This window comes from Komagataeibacter diospyri (genome assembly GCF_006538165.1).
In the GTDB taxonomy this organism is placed as follows: Bacteria; Pseudomonadota; Alphaproteobacteria; order Acetobacterales; family Acetobacteraceae; genus Komagataeibacter; species Komagataeibacter diospyri.
Window position 1 is genome coordinate 152,151 of the sequence record NZ_BDLU01000037.1, and the last position, 23,095, is coordinate 175,245.

The following is a 23,095-nucleotide window of genomic DNA, read 5'->3' on the forward strand; positions in this document are numbered from 1 at the left end:
CGTTATCCGGTCAGTCGTGATGGTCGTCCGGGGACAGGTGCTCACGCAGCCGGGGCATGAGTTCGACAAAATTGCAGGGCACATGGCGACTGTCGAGCTGCCAGACCAGTATGTCGTCCCACCCGTCCTTCACCGCGCCGGATGACCCGGGCAACGCGAACAGATAAGTACCATTCGCAACCCCAGCCAGTGCGCGTGACTGGATCGTGGATGTGCCGATTTTCTGGTAGGACAGCATGCGAAACAGCTCACCAAAGCCTTCAATCCGTTTTTCGATCACTTTATCGAAAGCTTCCGGCGTAACGTCACGGCCCGTTACCCCCGTGCCGCCCGTCGAGATGACGACATCCACCTGCGGGTCCGCAATCCACCCCGACAGGGTGGCGGCAAGCTGCCCGACATCATCGGACACGATGGCGCGCGCTGCCACGGCATGGCCTGCGGCGGTGATGCGCGCGGCCAGTATATCGCCGGATCTGTCCGTTTCCGGCGTACGGGTATCGGATACCGTCAGCACCGCGATGCGGACAGGCAGGAAGGTTTTTTTCATATCAAGTCGCGACATGAAGCCATGTTCACCATTCCCGCGCCATGGCGTCAACGGGCATCGCAGCGGGCATGCCCACCGTCATTCCGACAGGGAAATAATGAGTAATGTGTGAGAACAAACACAAAATTCTGATGTATTTGTGCATTGCACAAAAAAAACATACACATTAATAATAACATCTTACATAAATCTATTGATATAACAAAAAAAATTCCTTTACCGTTATTTTACAAAACATTAGTTTTTACATAATTCCCCTGCCAAGGTTTATATTCGGCATGAAATATGCTATCGATACGCGGATGATCAGAACATTCTCCCGCTTTTTTGTCCCGCTATCCCTGCTTCTTCTTGCGTTTTTCACCCAGAGTGAAACCGCATCGGCACAGGCCATCCCCGGCGAAGGACAGGGCGTGATCGGCTCTCAGCCCAGCCTCAACGTCAATGCACGACGTAATGTCCCAGTGAACGATCCGGGATCATTTTTCAGCGCGCCTTACGGAAACCAGCATTTTTTCGGGGACTGGGCCGGGATTCAGCCCTTCCTGCTGAAACACGGCGTACATATCGAGGCCGACGTGCATGAGGAGCTGGCGGGTAACTTCCGTGGCGGTGCCAAGCAGGGCGTGACCGATGCGGGTCAGGTCGGTGTGGAAATCGATATCGACTGGCACAAGCTGGCCGGTGCACCGAAGAATTTCTGGACACATACCATGATCGTGAACGGTCATGGCCGTAATGCCAGTACCGATTACATTCACGATTCCCTTGCCGGCGTGCAGCAGATCTATGGCGCCCGTGGTAACGTGGTCGCCCATCTGGTGTACATGTATGCCGAACAGTCCCTGTTCCATAACCGGCTGGACATCAGCGCAGGCTGGATCCCGGTGGGCAGCTTCTTCGCCGCATCCCCGCTGTTCTGTGACTTCATGAACGTGTCGATATGCGGTAACCCCGCGCCGGGCAAATACGTGCCGGGTGGCCGTGACTGGCCTTCGGGCAACCTGGGTGTCGTAGCCCGCGTCATGCCGACGGTCGATACCTACATCATGGCCAGTATGTTCGCCGTATCACCGCATTCCTATAACGGTGGCATTTCAGGCTGGTCATGGGCACAGAGTGGCCTTGGCAAATTCTCCACCCCGGTGGAAATCGGCTGGCTGCCGGAATTTGGTCCCCACCACCTGGCCGGTCACTACAAGGCAGGTTACGGCTACGACAATTCCCAGTACAGCGACCTGTATCAGGACATAAACGGCAACTCGGCCGTTCTGACGGGCCGGCCGTTCCGCAAGCAGTCGGGCGTCAGTACCGCATGGTTCCAGGCAGACCAGATGTTCATGCGCAATGGCGCAGGTCCGACCAACGGCCTGATCGCGCTGGCGGGCTTCATGTATACGTCGGGCAAGGTCTCGGCAATGAAATACCACGCATGGGCCGGTATGGTGGAAACCGGTGCGAAATGGGGCCGTCCGCTCGATACGGTGGGGGCAATGTTCCACTATTTCGAAATGAGCCGCGCATCCGTCCTGCAGCAGGAATCCTCGGTGCTGGCTGGCACGCCGTTCCTGACCAACCAGTGGGGCAAGGTATGGGGCATCCAGACGCATGAAGATGTGTACGAGCTGTTCTACAACATCCACACCGCTCGTGGCATGAGCTTCCAGCCGGATTTCCAGTACATCAACCGCCCCGGCGGCACCACGACCTATCATGATGCGGCGGTGATGGGCCTGCAGTTCAACTGCATCCTGTAACGCACCCTTCATCAATGGGGTTTCCCACGGTATGGGGGGCGGATCATGACCGATCCCGCCCTCCTTTACCGACAGGCCCATGCGGCATTGGCAGATTACCGCCTGCCTGATGCGCAGACCACCCTGCTGTCCATTTCAGAAAACGTCATTTTCCGTATCGACGCAGGCGATGGGCGACGTTATGCACTGCGCCTGCACCGGCCCGGCTACCACAGCGCACCCGAAATCCGCAGCGAACTGGCATGGCTTGATGCCCTTCACGTAGCGGGACTTGAAGTTCCCCTGCCCATCCCCGCCCATGACGGCATGCCCCTGCGCACCGTGCAGTGTGGTGACGGGGTAACGCGCCATGCGGTCCTGTTTGCATGGATGGATGGCACCGAACCCACACCGGACATTGATCCGGCAGCCTTTGACCGGCTGGGCCGCATGACCGCACGCCTGCATGGCCACAGCCGCGGCTGGACGCGTCCCGACGGGTTTATCCGCAAGATATGGACACCTGACACCATGACGGGTCCCCACGCACTGTGGGGACGATGGGACCGGGTACCGGGCATGACCCCATCCGCACACGACCTGATTGCGCAATGCGTGCGGCAGGTTGATGCGCAACTGGCCGGTTATGGCATGCACCCGGATCGATTCGGACTGATCCATGCCGACCTGCGGCTGGCCAACCTGCTGGTCAGCGGCACGCATACACGCCTGATCGACTTTGATGACTGCGGCATAAGCTGGTTCATGCAGGATCTTGCAGCAGCGCTGAGTTTCCATGAAGACCATCCGCATGTACCGCGCTGGGTCGATCACTGGCTGCGCGGCTACAGCACGACAGGCACCATTACACAGGCGGATCTGGACATCCTGCCCGCCCTGGTCATCCAGCGCCGCATCCAGCTTCTGGCATGGACCGGCACGCATCACGACACACAACAGGTCCACAGCCTTGGCCCCGACTGGTTCGACGGCACGCTGGGGTTATGCCATGCGTGGACACGGGGGCGACTGCTGCGCGATATCGGCTGACACCGGTTTGGAGAAAAGGATAATTAGATATTTTTTTAATTCATCTATGCGATGAATGCGGCCACATTACTTTTTGGAAACTTTTGTAATGCGCAGGACAGAATGCCGCTGGGTTGCATGGTATCAATTAAATGTGACTTACAGAATCGCATTTCCGGCGTGGTATGTCTTTTATGCCTCATTCCTGACATGTATGGACGTTAGGTAATGTGTCGTTCGGTTAACAACCCGATTCACCGGAGCCCGTCCCGTCCTTGGCACATAACGGAAAAACAGCAATGACCCCTGCAGTTGACACGATCGCCTCGTCCCCGGCAGCTTCCCCCGTCGTCGCCGTTGGACTGTCCGTGGCATCCGATGAAATCCCGACCCGGTCCCAGACCACCCGGATGATCTATTCCCGCCACCGTCGCGCCCTGCGGGACTATGCCCGCACGCTGGCAACCACTACCGACAATGCCTGATCTGCCAGCATCGTTTAATCAGTTGACCGCATGGCCAGCACACCGGCCACGATAAAAATCAAACTTTGACATTATTTTTCTGATCGCATCTGCAGGGCCGCCAGGGCATGGCGGGTTGGTTCGGTCAGATCCACCGGCAACGCGTCCAGTGCGTACCAGCATGGGCCTTCATGCTTGTCCGGTTCCATAAGGGTCGGCACACCCTGCCATGATGTGACCAGATACACAGGCGAAATCCAGTGATATCCGGCATCGGCGTCCATCTGCTCCACAAGGCATAGCAGGTCACGGGCCTGTATGGTGATGCCCAGTTCCTCCGCAATTTCACGTTCTGCCGCCTGGGCCGTGGTTTCGTAAGAATCCACCTTGCCACCGGGCAGGCCCCAGCATCCGGCTTCCGGCCGTTTCAGACGTCGCAGCAGCAGGATACGGCCCTTTTCATCCACAATGGCCGCACCACATCCCACGCGTGGGCCGGTTATTGCCGTCATGTTCCTTTGTCTTCCCATTTAAGAGACTTCTTTAAAACAGCCCCTGAAAAACACATCCCATACGACAAGGGGGCACCCGAAGGCACCCCCATATGATCCCATTCGGGCATTACAGCGGCTCGTAATCAGCGCACGGCAGGCGGCCGGGCATTGGCGGTTGCAACGCGGCGGCCCCACGAAATCAGGTCGCTGGTGCAATCGTCACGATCGATCACGCATTCAATCAGTGTCGGACCTTCCTTATTCGCGACGGCTGCGGCAATGGCCTTTTCCATTTCAGCGCCGGTCGTGGCGCGGAAACCCTTGCCATGGCCGTCTTCCGCGTTGAATACGTTCATGAGACCCGCATAGTCCCAGTTCTTGATATTGTTGTACGGACCGTCATGGATCTGGACTTCAATGGTGTAGCCACGGTTGTTGACCAGGAAAATGATCACCGGCAGCTTCAGCCGCACCATCTGGGCCACTTCCTGCGCCGTCAGCTGGAACGATCCGTCGCCAATCATGGCAATGATCCGACGTTCGGGTGCGGCCACGGCATAACCGAAGGTGGCGGGCACGGACCAGCCGATATGACCCCACTGCATTTCCAGTTCCACGCGCGCACCGCGCGGCAGCTTCATCTGCATGGCGTTGAACCAGGAATCCCCGGTCTCGGCAATGACAGACGTATCGGATGTCAGCAGGCCCTGAATCTGGCGGGCCATTTCGGCCCGTACCAGCGGGGCACTGGGATCGGCTACGGCCACCGGCGCTTCGGGAGGTTTGATGCGGCGGTATTCAACCAGAGTCGCATCCTTTTTTGGTTGGCCCTTCAGCCGTGCGATCAGACCTTCGATCACATCACGCAGGTGCACGCCGTCAAATGCCTTGCCACCGGCCGCGATATGTCGCGTATCCATCAGCGCCACGTTGTCGCCCCTGGGCCACGCGGTCCAGCCAACGGTGGAATAATCATTGAACACCGGCGTCAGGCACAGCACACCATCCGCCCAGTCAAAGATCTGCTGCGCACCGGGGCTGCTGACATCCCCCCAGTACGTCCCGGCATAAGCGGGGTGATCTTCGGGGAAGAAACTCTTGGCGGCGGCCATGGTAGTCACGACGCAGCCCAGCGTATCGGCCAGGCGGATGGCGGCATCCTCGCAGCCTGCGGCACGCAGGCGGCTGCCCACCAGCATGATCGGCTTCCTGCGCGCGGCAATGAAGTCGGCCAGTTCATCAATCGCCAGTTTCAGCGTGTCCGGGTCGGACGGCGCATCCGCCAGGATCGCGCCTGCCGGACCAGGACGCGGGCATGGCTGGGACGAGACATTACACGCGATTTCGATATAGGCCGGCTTCTTCTCACGCAGCGCGGTGCGGATGGCGTGGTCGATCAGCACCGGCGCGTCCCCGGCCGAAGTGATCGAGACCGCCGCACAGGTCAGGCGTTTGGCGATTTCAAGCTGGTAGCCATAATCCGGCGTGCCAATGGTATGGTGCAGGATATGCCCGCTGCCATGATCGTTGGAGTTGGGCGCACCAGAAATCAGAATGACCGGCAGGTTTTCAGCATATGCGCCGCCAATGGCGTTCAGTGCCGACAGCGCGCCCACGCTGAAGGTGACGACGGCGGCACCCGCCCCGTTCGCACGGGCGTAACCTTCCGCGCTGAAACCGCAGTTCAGTTCGTTACAGCAATAAACCTGCCGCAGGCCGTCAATTTCAAGAAGCTGATCCAGCAGGACAAGATTGTAGTCGCCCGCAACCGCGAAATGATCCTTGAGCCCGATCTGCGCCAGGCGTTCACCAAGGTAATGGCCAACTGTATATGTCATTATTCAGACTTTCCTTCCCTTGTGTGGGGGCGTGGCATGCCGCGCCCTTTCCCCATCATGGGGGAACCACATGGATGGCCCGCAACCGGGCCATCATGCCGAAAGGACAGCAGGGGCGGCCGCGTGTGCGGCCAGCTGCTCACCCTACACTTTCGGCAACCCAGTTCCGGCGCTTGGTGGCCTGACCAATGCCCGGATTGAAACAGTTGCACGGATCAAGCTGACGGTAATGGGCCAGCACGTCATCGGGTGCCGCATACAGGTGCCCGAAATTATGTTCCGCCGGGTACCGTGCGCCGCGTCTGTCCAGCAGCGGCAGCATGCGGTGTTCCAGCGCCATGCAGTCATAGCCTTTGCGGACCACATAATCCTGATGCATTACGTGGCACAGGAAATGGCCATAGTACAGCTTGACGATGATCTCGTCATTGATGTCTTTCGGTAGTACCTCGAACCAGTTCTGGTCGTTACGGCGCAGGGCCACGTCCAGCGCCACGATATTCTCGGTCGTGTCGGTATGGACGTTGCGGTACCGCACGGCGGCTCCTGCTGCGGCAAAACGGTGCAGGAATGCCTTCGATCCCTCATCGGGCGTGCATTCGAAGAAATCGCCCTCATGCGTTGCAAAATGGCTTTTCAGGAAATCCCGTGCTTCCTGCGCGCCCGACGCACTGACCTTGAGCATCAGGTGATGTTCAAACCGGTCACGGTAGTCGCGCATGCGCGCGGGCAGGTGCTGCGGAAAGAAATGGCTCATGAACTGCATGAACCGGTCGCTGAAATGCTTGGGCAGGAACCCGATTTTATCAGCCAGACGGTCAAACGCGTTTTTCATCGCGAACATGGCCGGCAGGCGCTTCGTGCCGATCATGCGGATGATGACAAACGTGTCCTTGCCGTATTTTTCGGCAATGTTGAACGCGTCGCGATGCAGGTATTCGCCCGCAATCGGCAGTTCGGCAAAGGATGACAGGATGTGGCGACGCACATCTTCCAGCACATCGGTCTGGTTGGTGCCGATATAGAAGACGACGGGATCCTTTTCCGCCTCGAACGTATCAAGACGGACGGCGAACAGACCCAGCTTGCCCGCACAGCCAGCCCCTTCGTGCAGGCGGCGCAGGTCGGCATTATAGCGGGCGGGCGTGTCGGCATTCACGTCGCGCACATGCCGGGCATAATCGTCGTCATGCCCGCGGCCTGCGTTCCAGTTGATGCTGGCGTCAGGGAAGTTGCCTTCTTCCGTGCGCTTCAGGATTTCCTCGGGATCGCTGCCCAGTTCGATGCCAAGGTGGTTGACCAGCTGCAGTTCGCCCCTGTCCGACACCTGCGCGAACAGCGCCATATCGGTATAGGCCGGGCCACGGCGCACCAGCGCGCCACCGGAATTGTTGCTGACACCGCCAAACACCGACGCGCCAATGCATGACGACCCGATAACCGAATGCGGTTCACGCCCGATGGGCTTGAGCATGTTTTCAAGCTGGTCCAGCGTGGCGCCGGGCAGGCACACGACCTGCCTGCCTTCGCCAATCAGGTGGATCGTGCGCATGCGCATGCTGTGCACGATCACCACGTCGCGGTCATAGGTATTGCCATCAGGCGTGGAGCCGCCGGTCAGCCCGGTATTGGCTGCCTGCATGATCACGATCACGCCCGCCTTCACACAGGCCTGCAGCACACGCCACTGTTCCACCAGCGAACCGGGCATGACCACCGCCAGCGCGCGGCCTTCGCCAAAACGGAACCCCCGGCGATACGGCAGGGTCGCCCCGTCTTCGGTCAGCACATGGTGGTGTCCCACCACCTGCTGAAGTTCCGTAACCAGTTGTGCGCCCGCAGTAGATGACATGTCCTGTGCCGCTTTCAGCATTTTATTTGTTCCTCAATCCCATTCTGAAACCTGCCGGCGCCCCGTGGCCAGGCCATGCCGCATTTCCAAAATAGCGTTTTATAGTCTGGCATGTTCTGCATCGGACGACGTGCGCATAAAATGCCGATGTCACATGTCCAAACAGAACGACCCGCCCGCCGGTCAGGGCGTGGCGGGGCGTTCGCGTCATGCATGCGACCGGTTTATGCGGCGGCCGACGTCTCGCCCAGCGTGGCCAGCGGCTTCATCAGCAGGTGATTCTGGGAATAGTCAACCGGCACCGAGATCACGACCGGACCTTCGATTTCCATGGCTTCGCGCATTGCGCTGGCAATCCCGTCGGCAGACTGCACCGAAATGCCGTGCGCGCCACACGAACGGGCGAACAGGGCGAAGTCGATCGGCCCGAATTCCACACCCGAACCACGACCGTACTTCTTCTTTTCCTGCATCTCGACCATGTTGTAGGCCTGATCAACCCAGACCATGTGGATCAGGTTGCACTTCAGCCGCACCGCCGTTTCCAGTTCCATGCATGACATCATGAAACCGCCGTCACCGGAAATGGAGATCACTTTCTGCGCCGGGTTGACCAGGCTTGCGGCAATACCCCACGGCAGGCCGACGCCCATGGTCTGCTGGCCATTGCTGATCAGCATCTGGCGCGCACGGAAGGACAGCAGGTAACGTGCCAGCCAGATGTGAAAGGTGCCCATGTCAAGGCACATCGTGACATCAGGGGTCACGAACGGCTCAAGCTCACGCACGATCTGCAGCGGATGCACCGCCGTGTTGGAGGTGCTGCGCGCGCCCGACAGCGCGGCCAGACGGGTCGCGTGGTACTGCGACAGGATTTCTTCCAGCTGGGGCGCACGCGGCAGCTTGCCCGCCTGCGTCGCAAGGGCGCGAACGGATGCGGCAATGTCACCGACCAGTTCAACCGCCGGGTCGTAATGCGTGTCCAGTTCGGCAGCCACGACGTCAACATGGACGATCCTGCGGCCGTTATCGACATTCCACAGCCACGGATCGTATTCGATCGGGTTGTAACCGATCGAGATGACCAGATCCGCCTCATGCAGCAGCTGGTCGCCCGGCTGATTGCGGAACAGGCCGACACGACCGCCAAAACGGTCCGACAGGTCTTCCGACACCGCGCCCGCAGCCTGATAGGTACCGATAACCGGCACGCCCGTGGTTGCGACCAGCGCGCGCACGGCGTCAGCGACATCAGGGCGGCTGGCCAGCAGGCCCAGCAGGATGACGGGACGCTGCGCCTTGCGCACCAGCGTCAGCGCCTCGTTCACGGCTTCAGCGGGGGCGGCGCCGGCGGTGGGCACCTTGCGGCCCGACAGCACCTTGCCTTCGGCTGGCATGGACAGGATATCCATCGGCGTACTGACGAAGGCCGCACCCGGACGGCCACTTTCGGCAAAGCGCAGGGCGTTGGAAATGCATTCCGACACGGCAGCAGGGGATGTGATTTCCGCGCTGTATTTCGTGATCGGCTGGAACAGGGCGACGGTGTCCATACTCTGGTGCGTAAGCTTCAGCCGGTCGGCCAGCTTGACCGCGCCACCAATGGCCAGCACCGGGTCGCCTTCGGAATTGGCGGTCGCAAGACCGGTCACGAAGTTGGACGCACCGGGGCCGGAAGTTGCAATGGCCACACCCGCCTTGCCCGTCAGGCGGCCAATACCACCGGCGATGAAGGCGGCATTCTGTTCATGCCGGGTCACCACCGTTTCGATCGGACTGTCCACCAGCGCGTCAAACAGGCGGTCCACCTTTGCACCCGGAATACCGAATACGTGGGTGGTGCCGTGTGCGACCAGGTTGCGCACGATCATGTCCGCCCCGCACTCAGACGTGGCAGGTTTGTTCTTGTCAGTCATTATTTCAGATATCCTGAACGGGTAGGCGCCGCAGCCAGTGCGCGGGCGGTCAATTCCAAGGAAACGGGAGGGGAAAAACCCCTCAGCCGCCTTCAGCCACGCGAATGGCTTCGTGAATGTTTTCGGGGGACAGGTTGGCGCGCGCGAACTGTTCCGTACGGGGCAGCTGGATTTCCACGTCGGAAATCACGCCCACTTCCAGCCTGCCCTTCAGCACGCCGTAATCGGTCACGTGGCCACCGCGACGCCCGTCTTCCGTCAGGAAGTGCAGGTGATAGCCCGCAACGTTCACGCCCTGCATGTAGCCCGGCGTGCGAAAGCCGAGCATGGTGCCGGTGGACGCACCAAGCTGCATGGTCGGCTGGCGCGCCACCACTTCCAGCATGGGCGGATAGGGACGGCACTGGCAGAACACGGTGCGGGTCTCGACCCGTTCGAACATGCCGGTAAAGCGCACGGCGGCGAACAGGTTGGGATTGTTGACCAGCTGGTCGACAATCGCCTCGAAGCCTTCCTTGTCCTGCGCCGTGTCGATCATGTATTCCTTCTCCGGGTTGAAGAAGGTGACGCAGGCGAACGGGGTCTTGAGATCACCCGGCACGCGTCCGGCCTGACCGTCGGCGCGGAACTGGTGGATCACGCTGTCATTGACGATCATCTCGCCATCCAGCCCGTTGAACGTGCCCAGCCCGAAATTACCGTGCATCAGCAGTTCATCAAGGGTGGTCTCCCCATCGTACACCGCGTCCAGCAGTGCCGCCATGGTGGATGTCTGGTACAGACGGTTCATGCGCGGACGCACGCCCGTCGTATCCGCAGCACTGGAACGGGTATCGATATCGCCTACCGAGTAGCATTTCAGCTTCAAGACCTGAGTCTCCTGCATCGGGTGACAGCACGCCCCTGGGCGCCGCACTTCCCGGTCATATGTGATTGCAGGGGGATGGTGAAGCAGGCGGGTTCGTACGTCCAATATATATTCAAGGCTATTTCCATATATAAAACATATGGATTATGCCCTGCCCGTTTCCATCCGTGGGGACTGGCGTGCAGCGCGTGCGCTTGCCCATCAGGGCGCGCACCTGCCATTGTGAATGCCGGAATCAGATCAGGAAGACTGTAATTGATGAAACCATTCCACATGGCACTGGCCGCACTGGCCCTGGGTGGCGCTGTCGGGTGCAGCACCATCGCCCGCGCCGATGGCACGGACCCAAAGCCCCCCTATGGTCCGGGCGCCTATACCGGGAACTGGACAGCGCTGGGTCTCCAGCCTGTCACCATCAGCGCCAACAAGGCGCTTGGCCCGGCGGCAAGGCTGTACCTCCGCCTGCCGGACTCGCTGGGCAAGATCACCGGCCTGACCGGACGCACCATTGAAATGAAGGTGCAGGACGATACATCGCTACGGTCGATTAATGACAACCCGCGCGCGGTGTTCCGCCTGACATCACCCAACGCCGCCGACCTGCAGATGCAGGGCGAAAAGCCGGGCCAGAAGATGAATCTGCCGCTCAGCCGCGCGGATTAAGTAAAAAATACCCCATGCCGGTTCGGCATGGGGGCCATACGATCAGTCAGTCCTGCATGCTGGCAAGCAGGGCGCGTACCCGGCTGCGCAGTTCGTTTTCACGCGGGACGCTGATGGCCTCACGCAGGCGGCGCATCTGCCGCCGGGCAGCATAAAGCTGATCCAGCAGGGACAGGACGACGGGCATCCCTTCCGCGTTGATGCCCATGTCATCGCGCAGTTCAAGGATCAGGCGGGCGCGGGCCTCGTCAATCTCGCGGAACAGGTAATGCCCGCGCACCCCTTCGGGACGCAGCCAGTCGCTGTCGATCCAGCCCTGCACCTCGTCCGCTGGCACGTTGCCGATACGCACGCACAGGGTTTCGAGCGTGATCATGCCTTCTTGTCCTTCCCCTGCTCCTTCGCCTCGTCCGTCGTCGTGCCTTTCAGGAAGGCCTCAAGGGCAGGGTCCACCTTGCCTATGGTCACGACCAGCTTGACATACAGGTTGCCTGCTTCCTGCTTGCCATGCGCCTTGACCCCGCGTCCGCGCAGGCGCAGCACGCTGCCACTGTCGGAATGGGGCGGGACATTCATCTTTACCGAGCCCGCAGGCGTGGGAATGGTGATGCTGCCGCCGAGCACCGCCGTTTTCAGGTCCACCGGCAGCGACATGCGGATGTCATTGCCATCACGCGTGTAGGTACTGTCCGGGGCGACGGTGATGGTAATCAGCGCATCACCCGCGGGGCCGCCCTGTATGCCCGGGTCCCCCTTGCCACGCAGGCGCATGACCTGGCCGTCGGTAATGCCAGCGGGAATCTTCACATCCAGCTGCGCGCCGCCGGGCAGGGTAATGCGCGAAGTGCCGCCATTGACGGAATCAAGGAAGCTTACGGTCAGTGCGTACTGCCGGTCGCCCCCCGGCTGAGGCCCCTGCGGCCTGCGGCGGAATCCCCCGCCAAAGCCGGCCCCGCCGCCCTGACCGAACATGGTGCCGAAAATATCGCCCAGATCATCTTCCGAAAACTGGCCGCCGCCGTAATTGAAACCCTGCGCCCCTTCGGCATGGTCACGGTAGCCGCCACGCCCGCCACCGAAACCGAAGCCCTTTTCCTGTCCTGCGGCGTCGATTTCGCCACGGTCGAAGCGGGCGCGCTGTTCCTCATCCGACAGCAGGGCATTGGCCGCGCCAACGGCCTTGAAGTTCTCCTCCGCCACCTTGTCACCGGGGTTGAGGTCGGGATGATATTTCTTGGCCAGCTTGCGATAGGCCTTGCGGATATCATCCTGACTTGCCGTGCGGGCGACGCCGAGTACTTCGTATGGATCCTTGCTCACTTAAAAATCATCCCTCCGTCGGAACATGCCAGCCCGGCCTGTGCCACGCCCGTTATCGTCCCGAACACCATGAATACGACCTTGCGGCCCCTCTTACCCCGATAATGGGAATTGGGGCGGACCGGGTCAATGAAAGCAGGGGGAAATCTTTATTTCCTGCATGGCAGGCAGAAGAAAATAACAAAACAGAGACTTCGAAATAACATTTTTTGTATTTTTAATTAAATGAAAAATGAAGTATTCCCCAACAACAATAGAAATATAAAAAAGATCCCTGCAGATGCATGCCGTTTTCATCACCCTTGCATTACTGACCGTCACCGGGATCAGCAGCCTGATTTCACGCGTGGGGCGCATTCCCGTGCCCCTGCCGCTGATCCAGATCGGGGTTGGGGCGATCGCCGCCCTGGCGGGGCTGAATATCGGCTTCGATCCCGACATGTTCCTGCTGCTGTTCATCCCGCCGCTGCTCTATGCTGATGCCTACCGCATGCCGATGCGCGAATTTGGCGAACTGCGGAACATCATCATCATGATGGCGCTGGGACTGGTGGTCTTTACCACGCTGGTCTGTGGTTACTTCATCCACTGGCTGATCCCCCCCATCCTGCTGCCTGCGGCCTTTGCACTCGCCGCCGTCATGTCCCCCACCGACGCGGTATCGGTCGGCAGCATGATCGAAGGTGGCCGCGCACCCGCGCGCGTGGTGCATATCCTGCATGGAGAAGCGCTGCTGAACGACGCATCGGGGCTGGTGTGCTTCAAGTTCGCGGTGGCGGCAGCCATGACGGGGCTGTTTTCCTTCCAGCAGGCGCTGGGCAGCTTCATCTTCATGTCCACCGGCGGCGTGGTGATCGGCATTGCCTGCGCATGGGCCGCCTGCCGGGCGGAACACATGCTGCTGGTGCGCGGGTATGACGACCCGCCCACCCATATCACGCTGGCCATGATGCTGCCGTTCGGCATCTACCTGATTGCCGACGCGCTGCAGTGTTCAGGCATCCTTGCCGCCGTGGCGGGGGGCATGACCGTCAAGTTTACCGGCGTGATGAACGAAGCCCGGACCGAGACGCGCCTGAAGGCCACCACGGTGTGGGACATGGTGAACTTCACCTTCAATGCCGTGATCTTCCTGCTGCTGGGACTTCAGCTGCCCGACCTGGTGAACGGCGGCGCCGCGATCGCACGCGCGGGCGGTGTTTCGCCATGGTTCCTGATCCTGGCCATCATCGGGATCCAGCTCATGATGAGCCTGATCCGCTTCGCATGGATCTGGATTTCCATTTCCGCACGACGACTTTTCGCCCATTTCCGCCACCGCAAGACCGTCATTCCATCCATACGCACGGTGCTGCTGATGACGGTGGCGGGCACGCGCGGAGCCATTACGCTGGCAGCCGTGCTGTCACTCCCGGTGGCGTCCCTGTCCGGGCCGGGCTTTCCGGGACGTGATCTGCTGGTCACGCTGGCGGCGGGCGTCATCATCTGCTCGCTCCTGCTGGCCAGCCTCGCCATCCCGTCGCTGCTGCATGGCATGAGTACGGATGAGGAAGACCCCACCCTGCACGAACTGGACATGATGCGCATCGAACTGGCGCAGACCGCCATCCAGACCCTGCATGCCGAACAGGCGGCGCTGGCGCAGCAGGAAATCGAAGACCTGCCCGGCCATGAGGAATCGGTGGACCTGAAACAGGAAGCCATTGGCCGCCTGCTGCATGAATATCAGGACACCGTGCACCGGCTGGATAATTCCCGTGCTGCAGAAGCCAGCATCCGCGCGACCGCCATACGGGAAAAGCGCGCCGAACTGGCGCTGCGCTTCCGTATCATCCGGCACATGCGCGAACGCCTGCACATGCGCGTGATCCAGAAGCACATCAATGATGAAACCGAATGGACCATCAATCAGGAACTTGATTTCATTGAACAGGAACTGCAGATCGAGGCGCGCTCCCTGCCCCGCCCTGACAGCCTGCCCCATGCCGGACATGAAACCGCAATACAGCCCACCAGTGAACGCATGGCCGGAGCTGTGACCCACTGACACGGCCGGTCCGCATCCCTATACCCACGACACACCCGCGCATGACCATTTCAGGAGAAGCCTGCCATGCCCTCCCTCCGCATCCTGTTTGCGGGGCTATGCCTTGCCACGATCCTCACATCCGGTGCCCAGGCCCGTTCGCACCATTTCAGCATGCCCCAGCGCCATGTCCATGCGAATTCACCTTATGGCCAGGTCAGAGGCTACATTGCCGCCATGGATGAACATGACCCCCGCTACATCGCAGCCGAACAGAAATGTGAGACGAAAGCCTCGATGGGTGTCATTTCAAAAGGGGCGACAGGCAACGCCACCGCCAAGGCTGGTGGCAACCATGTCCATTTTTACTCGGAATGCATGGTGTCTGAAGGCGCATGGCGTACCCATTATGCTACAAACACGGGCGACCGGTTTGACGACTGACCGGATCGGCACCTGAATCATGTGCCGGGCATGACCGGGGATTGACGGGATGATCCCGGCGGCCATCGGACCTGCGGGGATTACCCCCTTCCCGTCCAGCCTGTAACGACCGCCGCCGGTCCGTTCGCATCATGCCGGTCGGGTCATGCGCATCATGTTGCGTGACTGATATCGCGCATGCGCAACCCCGAGCCTGCAGGCGTCCCTATCCTGCCATTGATCTGTGGTCAGGCATCGGAATACCTTTCCCATAATCCCCATCGCCTTTGATGCCGAACACCGCCGCGATATGCCTATATCTGAACTGACATAACAGTATGACCGCAGGTTACCGGTGATCATTATTCCTGCACCGAAACCGTGCCCGCTGAAGCGGGCCGGATATTGACCGCACCGCCTGACGTCATCCTGACAATACAGGCGCATGTCAAAATATACCTGCGCCACATGCAATAGCCACCTTCCCCATGGGGCCGGATGCAGGATGCATTTTCATCCATACAGCGCCGCCCCCCCTTCCACCAGCGCGGTCCACCCCGTATGGAATGAGCACGCCGCCTGCAATGGAGTGCCGATTTTGCGCAAGTTAGCCCCCCTCCTGTTCCTGGCCTGCCTTGCCGCCTGTGCCCATGGGCCGGACGACCATGCCCGGCGGGCGACCACGCCGGTCGCGCAATACGCAACCGGGGCGGGGCCGATGGCGGTCAATACCCATGTGCCGGATTTCGCCACCCGCAATTACGAACCCTTTACCCGGCAGGACGTGGTGGCCATTGCCCTGCGCGAATGGCGGCTGTTTGGCGAACCGGTCAGTGATGACGACCCCCTGCTGCGCCCTGAACCAACCACGCCGGTGGTCAAGCCCGAACGCACGCCCGGTCTGTGGCAGCGCGTGGGCGAATACTGGTGGATCGGTCAGGACCCGCAGGAAACCGAGATCGCGTGGGACGGCAAGCATGATGCGGACGGCCACATAACCGATTTCGTGCATGATGGCCGCTTTGCCTGGTCGGCGGCATTCATTTCCTATGTCATGCGGGTGGCGGGAGCGAACGACCGTTTTGCCTATTCCCCCAACCACGCCACTTACATCAACGCAGCCGCAAGCGGGCAGGAAAAGGGCGTGAAGGCACGCAGCCCCGCCCGCTATGCGCCAAAGCTGGGGGATCTGATCTGTGTGGGGCGGGGGGCCAGCAAGTCGGTGCGTTTTCGTGACCTGCCCACGAAACAGGGCTTTCCTGCCCATTGCGGCATCGTGGTGGCAGGCCCGCATGATGATGCGCCCTTCGGCCATGAAATCAGCATTATCGGTGGCAACATAGACGACGCGGTCGCTTTGACCCATGTGCCGGTGGGCCGTGATGGGCGACTGGCCGACCACAGTGGCAAAAGCCTCGATCCGCGCTACCCCTGGTGCGTCGTGCTGCAGGTCCGCTACGATGCCGATAGCGAACCGCAGACGGACCAGTAGCCACCGCACCCGGCAAGGTTCATGCCCGCCGGGCCGGATCTGGCTGTAACGGCCATGTCAGTCAGCCGCGTGACCACGGCAGTTCGGATGCCTGCCAGCCGGCAAGGCGGCCACGGCTGCCGGTTGCATCCTCAGGCCCTTCAAACCCGTCGGCCACGTTGTGTACATTGTGATAGCCCGCATCATACGCCGCGTGGGCGGCCGCCATGCTGCGCGCGCCGGAACGGCAGATGAAATAGACCTCGTCCGTCCTGCCGATCCCCGCCTTTTCCAGCGTGGTGATGAAATCCGGGTTGACCTGCCCTGCAGGCGGCAGCTGCCAGCTGTCACGCACCAGCACCTTGCCCGCACCCGACAGGTCGGGCACGCCGATATGCTCCCATTCCATGGGGGTGCGCACATCGACAAGCCAGGCGTTGGGGCGGCCACGCACGGCCTCCCACGTGGCGGCGGGGGAAATATCATCAATCATCGCTGTTTCCTTTCATCGGGAAAACCTGTTTAGGGATATGCCAAGCCGCACGCATTCCTGATAGTAAAGAATGCAACACGCCCGGCATGGCCGCCATGTCTGGCCGCCGTGCCGCATGATATGATCCAGACCAGTGAAGGTGCTGCCTTATGGCCGAAAGTGCAAATCCCGCCTCATCCCTCTCACCGGACATGCCGGCTGCCATCGGCAATACGCCCCTGATCCGCCTGCGACGGGCATCGGAGGCAACGGGCTGCGATATCTACGGCAAGGCGGAATTCATGAATCCCGGCGGCTCGGTCAAGGACCGCGCGGCCCTTGCCATCATCAACGATGCCGAACGCCGTGGCACGCTCAAGCCCGGCGGCACGATTGTCGAAGGGACGGCGGGCAATACCGGCATCGGGCTGACGCTGGTGGCCAACGCGCGTGGCTACCGTTCGGTCATCGTGATGCCCGAGACACAGAGCCGGGAGAAAATCGACTTCCTGAGCATGATCGGTGCCGACCTGCGCCTGGTCCCGGCCAAGCCGTTCCGCGATCCGGGCAACTACGTCCATGTCTCGCGCCGCCTGGCGGAGGAGACTGGCGGCGTCTGGGCCAACCAGTTTGACAATACCGCCAACCGTGAAGGCCACCGCCACACCACGGCCCCCGAAATCTGGGACCAGCTGGATGGCAGGATCGATGCCTTTACCTGCTCGTGCGGGACAGGCGGCACGCTGGCCGGCGTTACGCTGGGGCTGGAGGACTGCGCGAAAAAGGCCGGTGTCGCACGGCCGCGCGTCGTGCTGGCGGATCCGGAGGGGTCGGGCCTGTATGGCTGGGTCAGGTCAGGCGACCTGTCGGTCAGCGGGTCATCCGTGACCGAAGGCATCGGCCAGTCGCGGGTAACGGGCAACCTTGAGGGCCTGCATTTTGATGACGCCGTGCGCATTCCCGACCCGGAAGCGCTGGAACAGATCTATGACCTGCTGATCCATGAAGGGCTGTCGGTCGGCGGCTCGGCGGGCATCAACATCGCTGCTGCCATCCGTGTCGCCCGCGCCATGGGGCCGGGGCACCGCATCGTCACCATCCTGTGTGACGGGGGCGCGCGTTACCAGTCCAAGCTGTTCAATCCCGAATTCCTGCGCGCCAAGGACCTGCCGGTTCCCAGCTGGCTGGCCTGAGGGTTCTCACCTGATGGGACGGGAATTGCTACGGATTGAAACATCTGATGTTCCCGCCCTTTTTGTGATGTAGGATCGTGACATGAGCCCGCTGCCGCATATCCTGATCATTGATGATGACCGCGAGATCCGTGACCTGCTGGCACGCTTCCTCGAACGCAACGAACTGCGCGTCACCACCGCGCGTGATGGCCACGAAGCACGCCGCCGCTGGTCCGAAGGGCATTACCAGCTGGTGATCCTCGACCTCATGCTGCCGGGTGAAAGCGGGCTGGACATCTCGCGCTGGCTGCGCACGCAGGCGAATGTGCCCATCGTCATGCTGACCGCCATGGGCGATGATACCGACCGGATCATCGGTCTGGAACTGGGTGCCGATGATTACGTGCCCAAGCCCTTCAACCCACGTGAACTGCTGGCCCGTATCCGCGCCGTGCTGCGCCGCGCATCCGACATCCCCGACCCCCGCAGCGTGCCGGTGCTGCATACGCTGCGCTTTGCCGGGTGGGAACTGGATACCGGGCGGCGTCGGCTACTCAACCCCGAAGGGGTGGAAGTGCCGTTGACGGGCGGGGAATACGACCTGCTTCTGGCCCTGCTGGAACGGGCCAACCGCGTCATGACCCGCGACATGCTGTTTGACCTGCTGCGCGGTCGGCAGGCCGGCCCGTTTGACCGGGCGATCGACGTGGCCATAAGCCGCCTGCGCCGCAAGCTGGAAGATAACGGGCGTAACGCGCAGCTTATCAAGACAGTACGCGGGGGTGGCTATGTCCTTGCAGCGGAAGTCGAGCGTCACTGAACCGCCCGCAATGCCCCATTCCCACCGGCAGTCCTTCCTGTCCGCCCCCGTTCCCGATGAAAATACCGCACCCGGCTGGGGGCAGAAGCTGCGCAGGCGGCTGCTGCCACAGTCACTGGCGGCGCGGACCACCCTGCTGCTGATTGGCGGGCTGGGAGTCATCCAGATCATCGGCCTGACCATCCATGCGATGGACCGGTTCGATTTTGACCAGCGCATGATCTACGAACGCACACGCAGCAAGATGTTCAGCTATTACCGCGCGATCGTGGAAACCGCCCCATCGGACCGTGACAGGGAACTTGCCGCCCTGCCACTCCCCGAAAACGTGCACATTACCCTGACCCCCGGTCCCGAGCCGGACATGATCAACGCCCGCGCCCTCCCGCGTCCGCCGGGCCGTGCCGGTGAATGGAACGGCCACAGGCCCGATGACATGGGCGCCGTCCCCTTCTTCGGCCCATGGACCGGTGGGCAGCATGACCACAGGGATGGCCCCGACGGGACGGGCGGTGGCCCGCACGGACCGGGAGGGTCCCATGGTTTCGGACCTGAAAATGACGGGGGCATGGGCCCCCTGCCCCCCTCCATGCGACCCGAGCAGGTTCTGATCTCCCCCACATCGGGACGCAGGCGGGCCGTGGCCTTCCTGCTGCCTGACGAGCGGCGCTGGGTCACCATCCATTACATCCTGCCCCAGCCCAGCCCGTTCCGTTCTCCCACCTTTCCCATCGCTTTTCTCATCATGACATTCACTGGCGGGCTGCTGATCCTGTGGGGCGTGCGCCGGCTGATCGCGCCGGTCAGCACGCTGGCTGCCGCAGCCGAGGAACTGGGGCGCAACATGAATGCTCCCCCCATGCCAGAAAACGGCCCGCGCGAAGTCGCCCGTGCCGCCCATGCCTTCAACACCATGGCCCACCGCATCCGCCGCTATCTTATGGACCGCACGCTCATGCTGACCGCGATCGGCCATGACCTGCGCACGCCCATCACGCGATTGAAGCTGCGCGCCGAATTCGTTGAAGACGATGAAATGCGCACCAAGATGCTCAATGACCTTGATGAGCTTGAAGCCATGGTTGCCGCCACCCTGGCCTTTGGTCGCGATGCCTCGCAACGCGAACCGATGGGTCAGATTAACCTGACCGCCATGCTGCAGACCATCGCGGATGAAGCTGCCGAAACCCATATCGACGCCGCGGACAAAATCATGTTCGTGTCGGAAAACATGCCCGATGTGCTGGTGCGCGCGCGACCCATGGCGCTCAAGCGCGCGCTGAACAACCTGGTGACCAATGCGGTGAAATATGGCGGGGGGGCCAGGATAACCCTGCTGCATCCCCACAAGGGGAACGGAGAGGATGCCGAGGAATACAAGGTCACCATCCTGATCGAGGATGAAGGCCCCGGCCTGCCGACCGAAGACCTTGAACGCATGTTCGACCCCTTTGTCCGCGCCGAACAGAGCCGTAACCGCGAAACGGGCGGAACGGGACTTGGGCTGTCGATTTCGCGCAATATCATATGGGGGCTGGGTGGTGACATCCGCCTTGGCAACCGGCAGCCACACGGATTGCGTGTGACAGTCACACTTGTCTGCTAAGGTCCGATTCCCGTATGGACAATTCAGGATATAACGTTCAATGCCGGACAGAACACACCGCTATCAGGTCTCGCTTCTATGGACCGGAAACGGCGGAAATGACGGGGCTTCCCGGCAGGCCCATCATCGTGATTACGAACTGCACTGCACGGGGCGACCGGTCATTGACGGCTCCGCCTCCCCCGCCTTCCGTGGGGACCCCCAGAAGTGGAATCCCGAAAAACTGCTGCTGGGGGCCTTATGCGCCGACCATCAGCTATGGTTCATCCACCTGTGCACCGCCATGGGAATCGGCATCCTTTCCTATGCCGACCATGCCGAAGCCATGCTGGATGAATATGAGGACGGTTCCTTTTCCATTACGCAGGTTATCCTGCGCCCCCACGCCGCCCTGTCCACCCCACATGAAATACAGTCCGTGATCGACCTGCATCAGGACGCCGCCATGCGCAGCTGCATCGCACGTTCGGTCAGTTTCCCGGTATTGTGTGAGCCCCGCGTCACCAGCGCGCAATAAGTCCTTGCCGCAGACCGGGTGGAATGGCATTGCCCGATAATGCTTGATCGCCTGTATGCCCGCATCATCGCCCTGGCCGCCAGCCGACATGCCGTCATATGGCTGGCTGTCATTGCCTTTGCCGAGGCCAGCGTCTTTCCGCTGCCGCCCGATATCATGCTGGTGCCAATGGTGCTGGCCTGCCGGGCGCGCGCCTTCCGCCTTGCAGCCATCTGTACGGCCGCCAGCGTATGCGGGGCCATGCTGGGGTGGGTCATCGGGACGTTCCTGCTGGAATACCTCGCGATGCCCATTGTGCGTTTCTATCATGCACAGAACACATTGCTTACCCTGCAGGAACGCTTCCGCGAATGGGGGGTGTGGATCATCCTAATCAAGGGGCTAACCCCCATCCCGTTCAAATTCGTCACCATCGCCAGCGGGGCGGCCCATCTTTCCCTTGCCCCATTCCTGCTGGCCTGCGCGGTGACGCGTGGGGCCCGGTTCTTCCTGCTGGCAGCCCTGCTGCGTCGGTTTGGCGCACCGATACAGGCCTTCATCGAACGCCGCCTGCCGCTGGTGGCAGGGATATTCGCGCTGGCGCTGGTGGGTGGTATCGTGGCGATGAAATACATCTGACGCGCGACCTGTCGTCACTCCTTCCACCCGCATGGCGGTGTTCGGGCCTGACGGAGCGTGATATGACGGATTTATCGTGATTTTTGTCCCCGCGCCGCCAGCACCAGCCGCGCGGGCCTATATTCCAACGGGTGGGGAGCATATTCATGCCGCAGCAGGTTGCCGTCATTACCGGAGCGGGCGCAGGCATCGGCCGCGCCACAGCACGCACGCTGGGTCGCGCGGGGTGCGATGTCGCCCTGCTGGGCCGTAACCGTGACCGGCTGAATGATGCGGCGGCCGAACTGCGTGAACTCAATGTGCGCACCCATATCGTCTGCGTCGATGTGGCCAACGCGAAGGCTGTCGAGCAGGCTGCCGAGGAAATCGAGGAAACACTGGGCGCCATCACCCTGTGGATCAACTGTGCCGGCGCCAGCGTGACCGGACAGGTCGCGGCCCTTGATGCCGATGAAATCCGGCGCGCGACCGAAGTGACCTATCTTGGCACCGTCAACGGCACCCGGTCCGCACTGGCGCGGATGCGCAGGCGCGGACATGGCACGATCGTCAACCTTGACCGTCTGGCCAGCCTGCGTCCGCCACCGCTGCAAGCCGTGGAAAACGGTGCACGGGCCGCCGTGCGCGCTTTTTCCGAAAGCATCCGCCCCGAAATCCTGCATGATGGCGACCGTATCCATATCGCGCTGGTCCATCTGCCCTCCATCAACACGCCGCGCTTTTCATGGACGCGCAACCATACCGGCAAGCGCCTGAAACCGATGGGTCCGGTATACGAACCCGAAATCGCCGCCGAGGCGATCTGCCGCGCCGCCTTCGGGCGTGAACGTGACATCTGGGTTGGCCTGTCGGGCGTGCGCAACTGGGCACTGGCCACCTTCCTGCCTGGCCTGTCCGACCGCTGGCTGTCGGGCAGGGGCTATGCAAAGCAGATGGAAAAGACACCGGTCGCGGGCAACGAACCTGATGACCTGTATGAAACCGTTCCGGGGGCCTATGCCGCCCATGGCCGTTTTGACATGATTACCCGCAAGGGCATGCCCCTGCTGCTGACCAGCCGCCATGCGCAACTGGCCACCGTGACGGGGCTTATGGGTATTGTGCTACTGGCGCTGCGCCGCAGGCGGGGCCAGGGCACACCCGGAAAGTAATAAACGTTTTTGGGCGCCGCCTTTTTTTCAAAAAGGCGGCATTCTTTAAAGCCTTTATGATTTGCAGGATATTTCACCTGTCATTG

Annotated in this window: 22 protein-coding genes; 13 read left to right on the forward strand and 9 right to left on the reverse strand. The window is 61.2% G+C overall.

What is annotated here, in order from left to right; all coding sequences use genetic code 11:
- Positions 1-10 precede the first annotated feature (10 nt).
- Positions 11-565 (reverse strand): molybdenum cofactor biosynthesis protein B, encoded by a 555-nt coding sequence (gene moaB / locus MSKU9_RS09270; RefSeq protein WP_141261128.1) that lies wholly within the window; start codon positions 563-565, stop codon positions 11-13.
- A 263-nt stretch (positions 566-828) separates the two neighbouring features.
- Here moaB and MSKU9_RS09275 point away from each other — a divergent pair, with 263 nt between their 5' ends.
- The 3 genes from MSKU9_RS09275 to MSKU9_RS09285 all read left to right on the forward strand — a co-directional run bounded on the left by MSKU9_RS09275 (position 829) and on the right by MSKU9_RS09285 (position 3,800).
- Positions 829-2,307, forward strand: coding sequence for a carbohydrate porin (locus MSKU9_RS09275; protein WP_141261130.1), 1,479 nt, complete (start codon positions 829-831; stop codon positions 2,305-2,307).
- A 45-nt stretch (positions 2,308-2,352) separates the two neighbouring features.
- Positions 2,353-3,336, forward strand: a complete 984-nt coding sequence (locus MSKU9_RS09280) for a phosphotransferase enzyme family protein (protein WP_141261132.1) — start codon at positions 2,353-2,355, stop codon at positions 3,334-3,336.
- Between the two features lie 278 nt (positions 3,337-3,614).
- Positions 3,615-3,800, forward strand: a complete 186-nt coding sequence (locus MSKU9_RS09285) for a hypothetical protein (protein WP_141261134.1) — start codon at positions 3,615-3,617, stop codon at positions 3,798-3,800.
- A gap of 71 nt (positions 3,801-3,871) precedes the next feature.
- Here the strand turns inward: MSKU9_RS09285 and MSKU9_RS09290 are convergent, their stop codons facing one another.
- The 5 genes from MSKU9_RS09290 to budA all read right to left on the reverse strand — a co-directional run bounded on the left by MSKU9_RS09290 (position 3,872) and on the right by budA (position 10,765).
- Positions 3,872-4,291, reverse strand: a complete 420-nt coding sequence (locus tag MSKU9_RS09290) for an NUDIX domain-containing protein (RefSeq protein ID WP_141261144.1) — start codon at positions 4,289-4,291, stop codon at positions 3,872-3,874.
- Positions 4,292-4,416: 125 nt separating this feature from the next.
- Positions 4,417-6,111, reverse strand: a complete 1,695-nt coding sequence (locus tag MSKU9_RS09295; protein ID WP_141261146.1) for an alpha-keto acid decarboxylase family protein — start codon at positions 6,109-6,111, stop codon at positions 4,417-4,419.
- Positions 6,112-6,250: 139 nt separating this feature from the next.
- Positions 6,251-7,984 carry a D-lactate dehydrogenase gene (gene dld / locus MSKU9_RS09300; RefSeq protein ID WP_141261148.1) on the reverse strand — a complete coding sequence of 578 codons (1,734 nt, stop codon included), beginning with the start codon at positions 7,982-7,984 and terminating at the stop codon, positions 6,251-6,253.
- Positions 7,985-8,187: 203 nt separating this feature from the next.
- Positions 8,188-9,879 (reverse strand): acetolactate synthase AlsS, encoded by a 1,692-nt coding sequence (alsS, locus tag MSKU9_RS09305; protein ID WP_141261150.1) that lies wholly within the window; start codon positions 9,877-9,879, stop codon positions 8,188-8,190.
- Between the two features lie 82 nt (positions 9,880-9,961).
- A complete protein-coding gene (gene budA / locus MSKU9_RS09310; protein ID WP_193557673.1) occupies positions 9,962-10,765 on the reverse strand; it encodes an acetolactate decarboxylase in 804 nt (267 codons plus the stop codon).
- A gap of 240 nt (positions 10,766-11,005) precedes the next feature.
- On the opposite strand from budA, the gene MSKU9_RS09315 reads away from it, so the two are divergent.
- Entirely contained in the window at positions 11,006-11,410 is a 405-nt protein-coding gene (locus MSKU9_RS09315; RefSeq protein ID WP_141261154.1) for a hypothetical protein, read from the forward strand.
- A gap of 46 nt (positions 11,411-11,456) precedes the next feature.
- Here the strand turns inward: MSKU9_RS09315 and MSKU9_RS09320 are convergent, their stop codons facing one another.
- Entirely contained in the window at positions 11,457-11,786 is a 330-nt protein-coding gene (locus tag MSKU9_RS09320) for a chaperone modulator CbpM (protein ID WP_025439436.1), read from the reverse strand.
- On the reverse strand, positions 11,783-12,730 hold the full coding sequence (locus MSKU9_RS09325) for a DnaJ C-terminal domain-containing protein (RefSeq protein WP_141261156.1): 948 nt from the start codon (positions 12,728-12,730) through the stop codon (positions 11,783-11,785). The genes MSKU9_RS09320 and MSKU9_RS09325 overlap by 4 nt, the downstream gene beginning before the upstream one ends.
- Before the next feature lie 280 nt (positions 12,731-13,010).
- Between MSKU9_RS09325 and MSKU9_RS09330 the strand changes: the two genes are divergently transcribed.
- The 3 genes from MSKU9_RS09330 to MSKU9_RS09340 all read left to right on the forward strand — a co-directional run bounded on the left by MSKU9_RS09330 (position 13,011) and on the right by MSKU9_RS09340 (position 16,671).
- Entirely contained in the window at positions 13,011-14,777 is a 1,767-nt protein-coding gene (locus tag MSKU9_RS09330) for a Na+/H+ antiporter (RefSeq protein ID WP_141261158.1), read from the forward strand.
- A gap of 66 nt (positions 14,778-14,843) precedes the next feature.
- Entirely contained in the window at positions 14,844-15,200 is a 357-nt protein-coding gene (locus tag MSKU9_RS09335; RefSeq protein WP_141261160.1) for a hypothetical protein, read from the forward strand.
- A 577-nt stretch (positions 15,201-15,777) separates the two neighbouring features.
- Positions 15,778-16,671: a DUF2272 domain-containing protein gene (locus MSKU9_RS09340; RefSeq protein WP_141261162.1), complete on the forward strand. Its 894-nt coding sequence runs from the start codon at positions 15,778-15,780 to the stop codon at positions 16,669-16,671.
- A 61-nt stretch (positions 16,672-16,732) separates the two neighbouring features.
- Here the strand turns inward: MSKU9_RS09340 and MSKU9_RS09345 are convergent, their stop codons facing one another.
- Complete coding sequence (locus tag MSKU9_RS09345; RefSeq protein ID WP_141261164.1) at positions 16,733-17,143, reverse strand: rhodanese-like domain-containing protein; 411 nt, start codon at positions 17,141-17,143, stop codon at positions 16,733-16,735.
- A gap of 149 nt (positions 17,144-17,292) precedes the next feature.
- On the opposite strand from MSKU9_RS09345, the gene MSKU9_RS09350 reads away from it, so the two are divergent.
- The 6 genes from MSKU9_RS09350 (at position 17,293) to MSKU9_RS09375 (ending at position 23,009) form a co-directional block, all read left to right on the forward strand.
- Entirely contained in the window at positions 17,293-18,315 is a 1,023-nt protein-coding gene (locus MSKU9_RS09350) for a cysteine synthase A (RefSeq protein ID WP_141261165.1), read from the forward strand.
- An 82-nt stretch (positions 18,316-18,397) separates the two neighbouring features.
- A complete protein-coding gene (locus MSKU9_RS09355) occupies positions 18,398-19,117 on the forward strand; it encodes a response regulator (protein ID WP_141261167.1) in 720 nt (239 codons plus the stop codon).
- A gap of 10 nt (positions 19,118-19,127) precedes the next feature.
- A complete protein-coding gene (locus tag MSKU9_RS09360) occupies positions 19,128-20,723 on the forward strand; it encodes an ATP-binding protein (protein WP_141261169.1) in 1,596 nt (531 codons plus the stop codon).
- A 40-nt stretch (positions 20,724-20,763) separates the two neighbouring features.
- On the forward strand, positions 20,764-21,240 hold the full coding sequence (locus MSKU9_RS09365) for an OsmC family protein (RefSeq protein ID WP_141261171.1): 477 nt from the start codon (positions 20,764-20,766) through the stop codon (positions 21,238-21,240).
- A gap of 39 nt (positions 21,241-21,279) precedes the next feature.
- The gene (locus tag MSKU9_RS09370) at positions 21,280-21,858 is read left to right on the forward strand and encodes a YqaA family protein (RefSeq protein WP_141261173.1); all 579 of its coding nucleotides are present in this window, start codon (positions 21,280-21,282) and stop codon (positions 21,856-21,858) included.
- Between the two features lie 146 nt (positions 21,859-22,004).
- The gene (locus tag MSKU9_RS09375; protein ID WP_141261175.1) at positions 22,005-23,009 is read left to right on the forward strand and encodes an SDR family oxidoreductase; all 1,005 of its coding nucleotides are present in this window, start codon (positions 22,005-22,007) and stop codon (positions 23,007-23,009) included.
- The last annotated feature ends 86 nt before the right edge of the window (positions 23,010-23,095 follow it).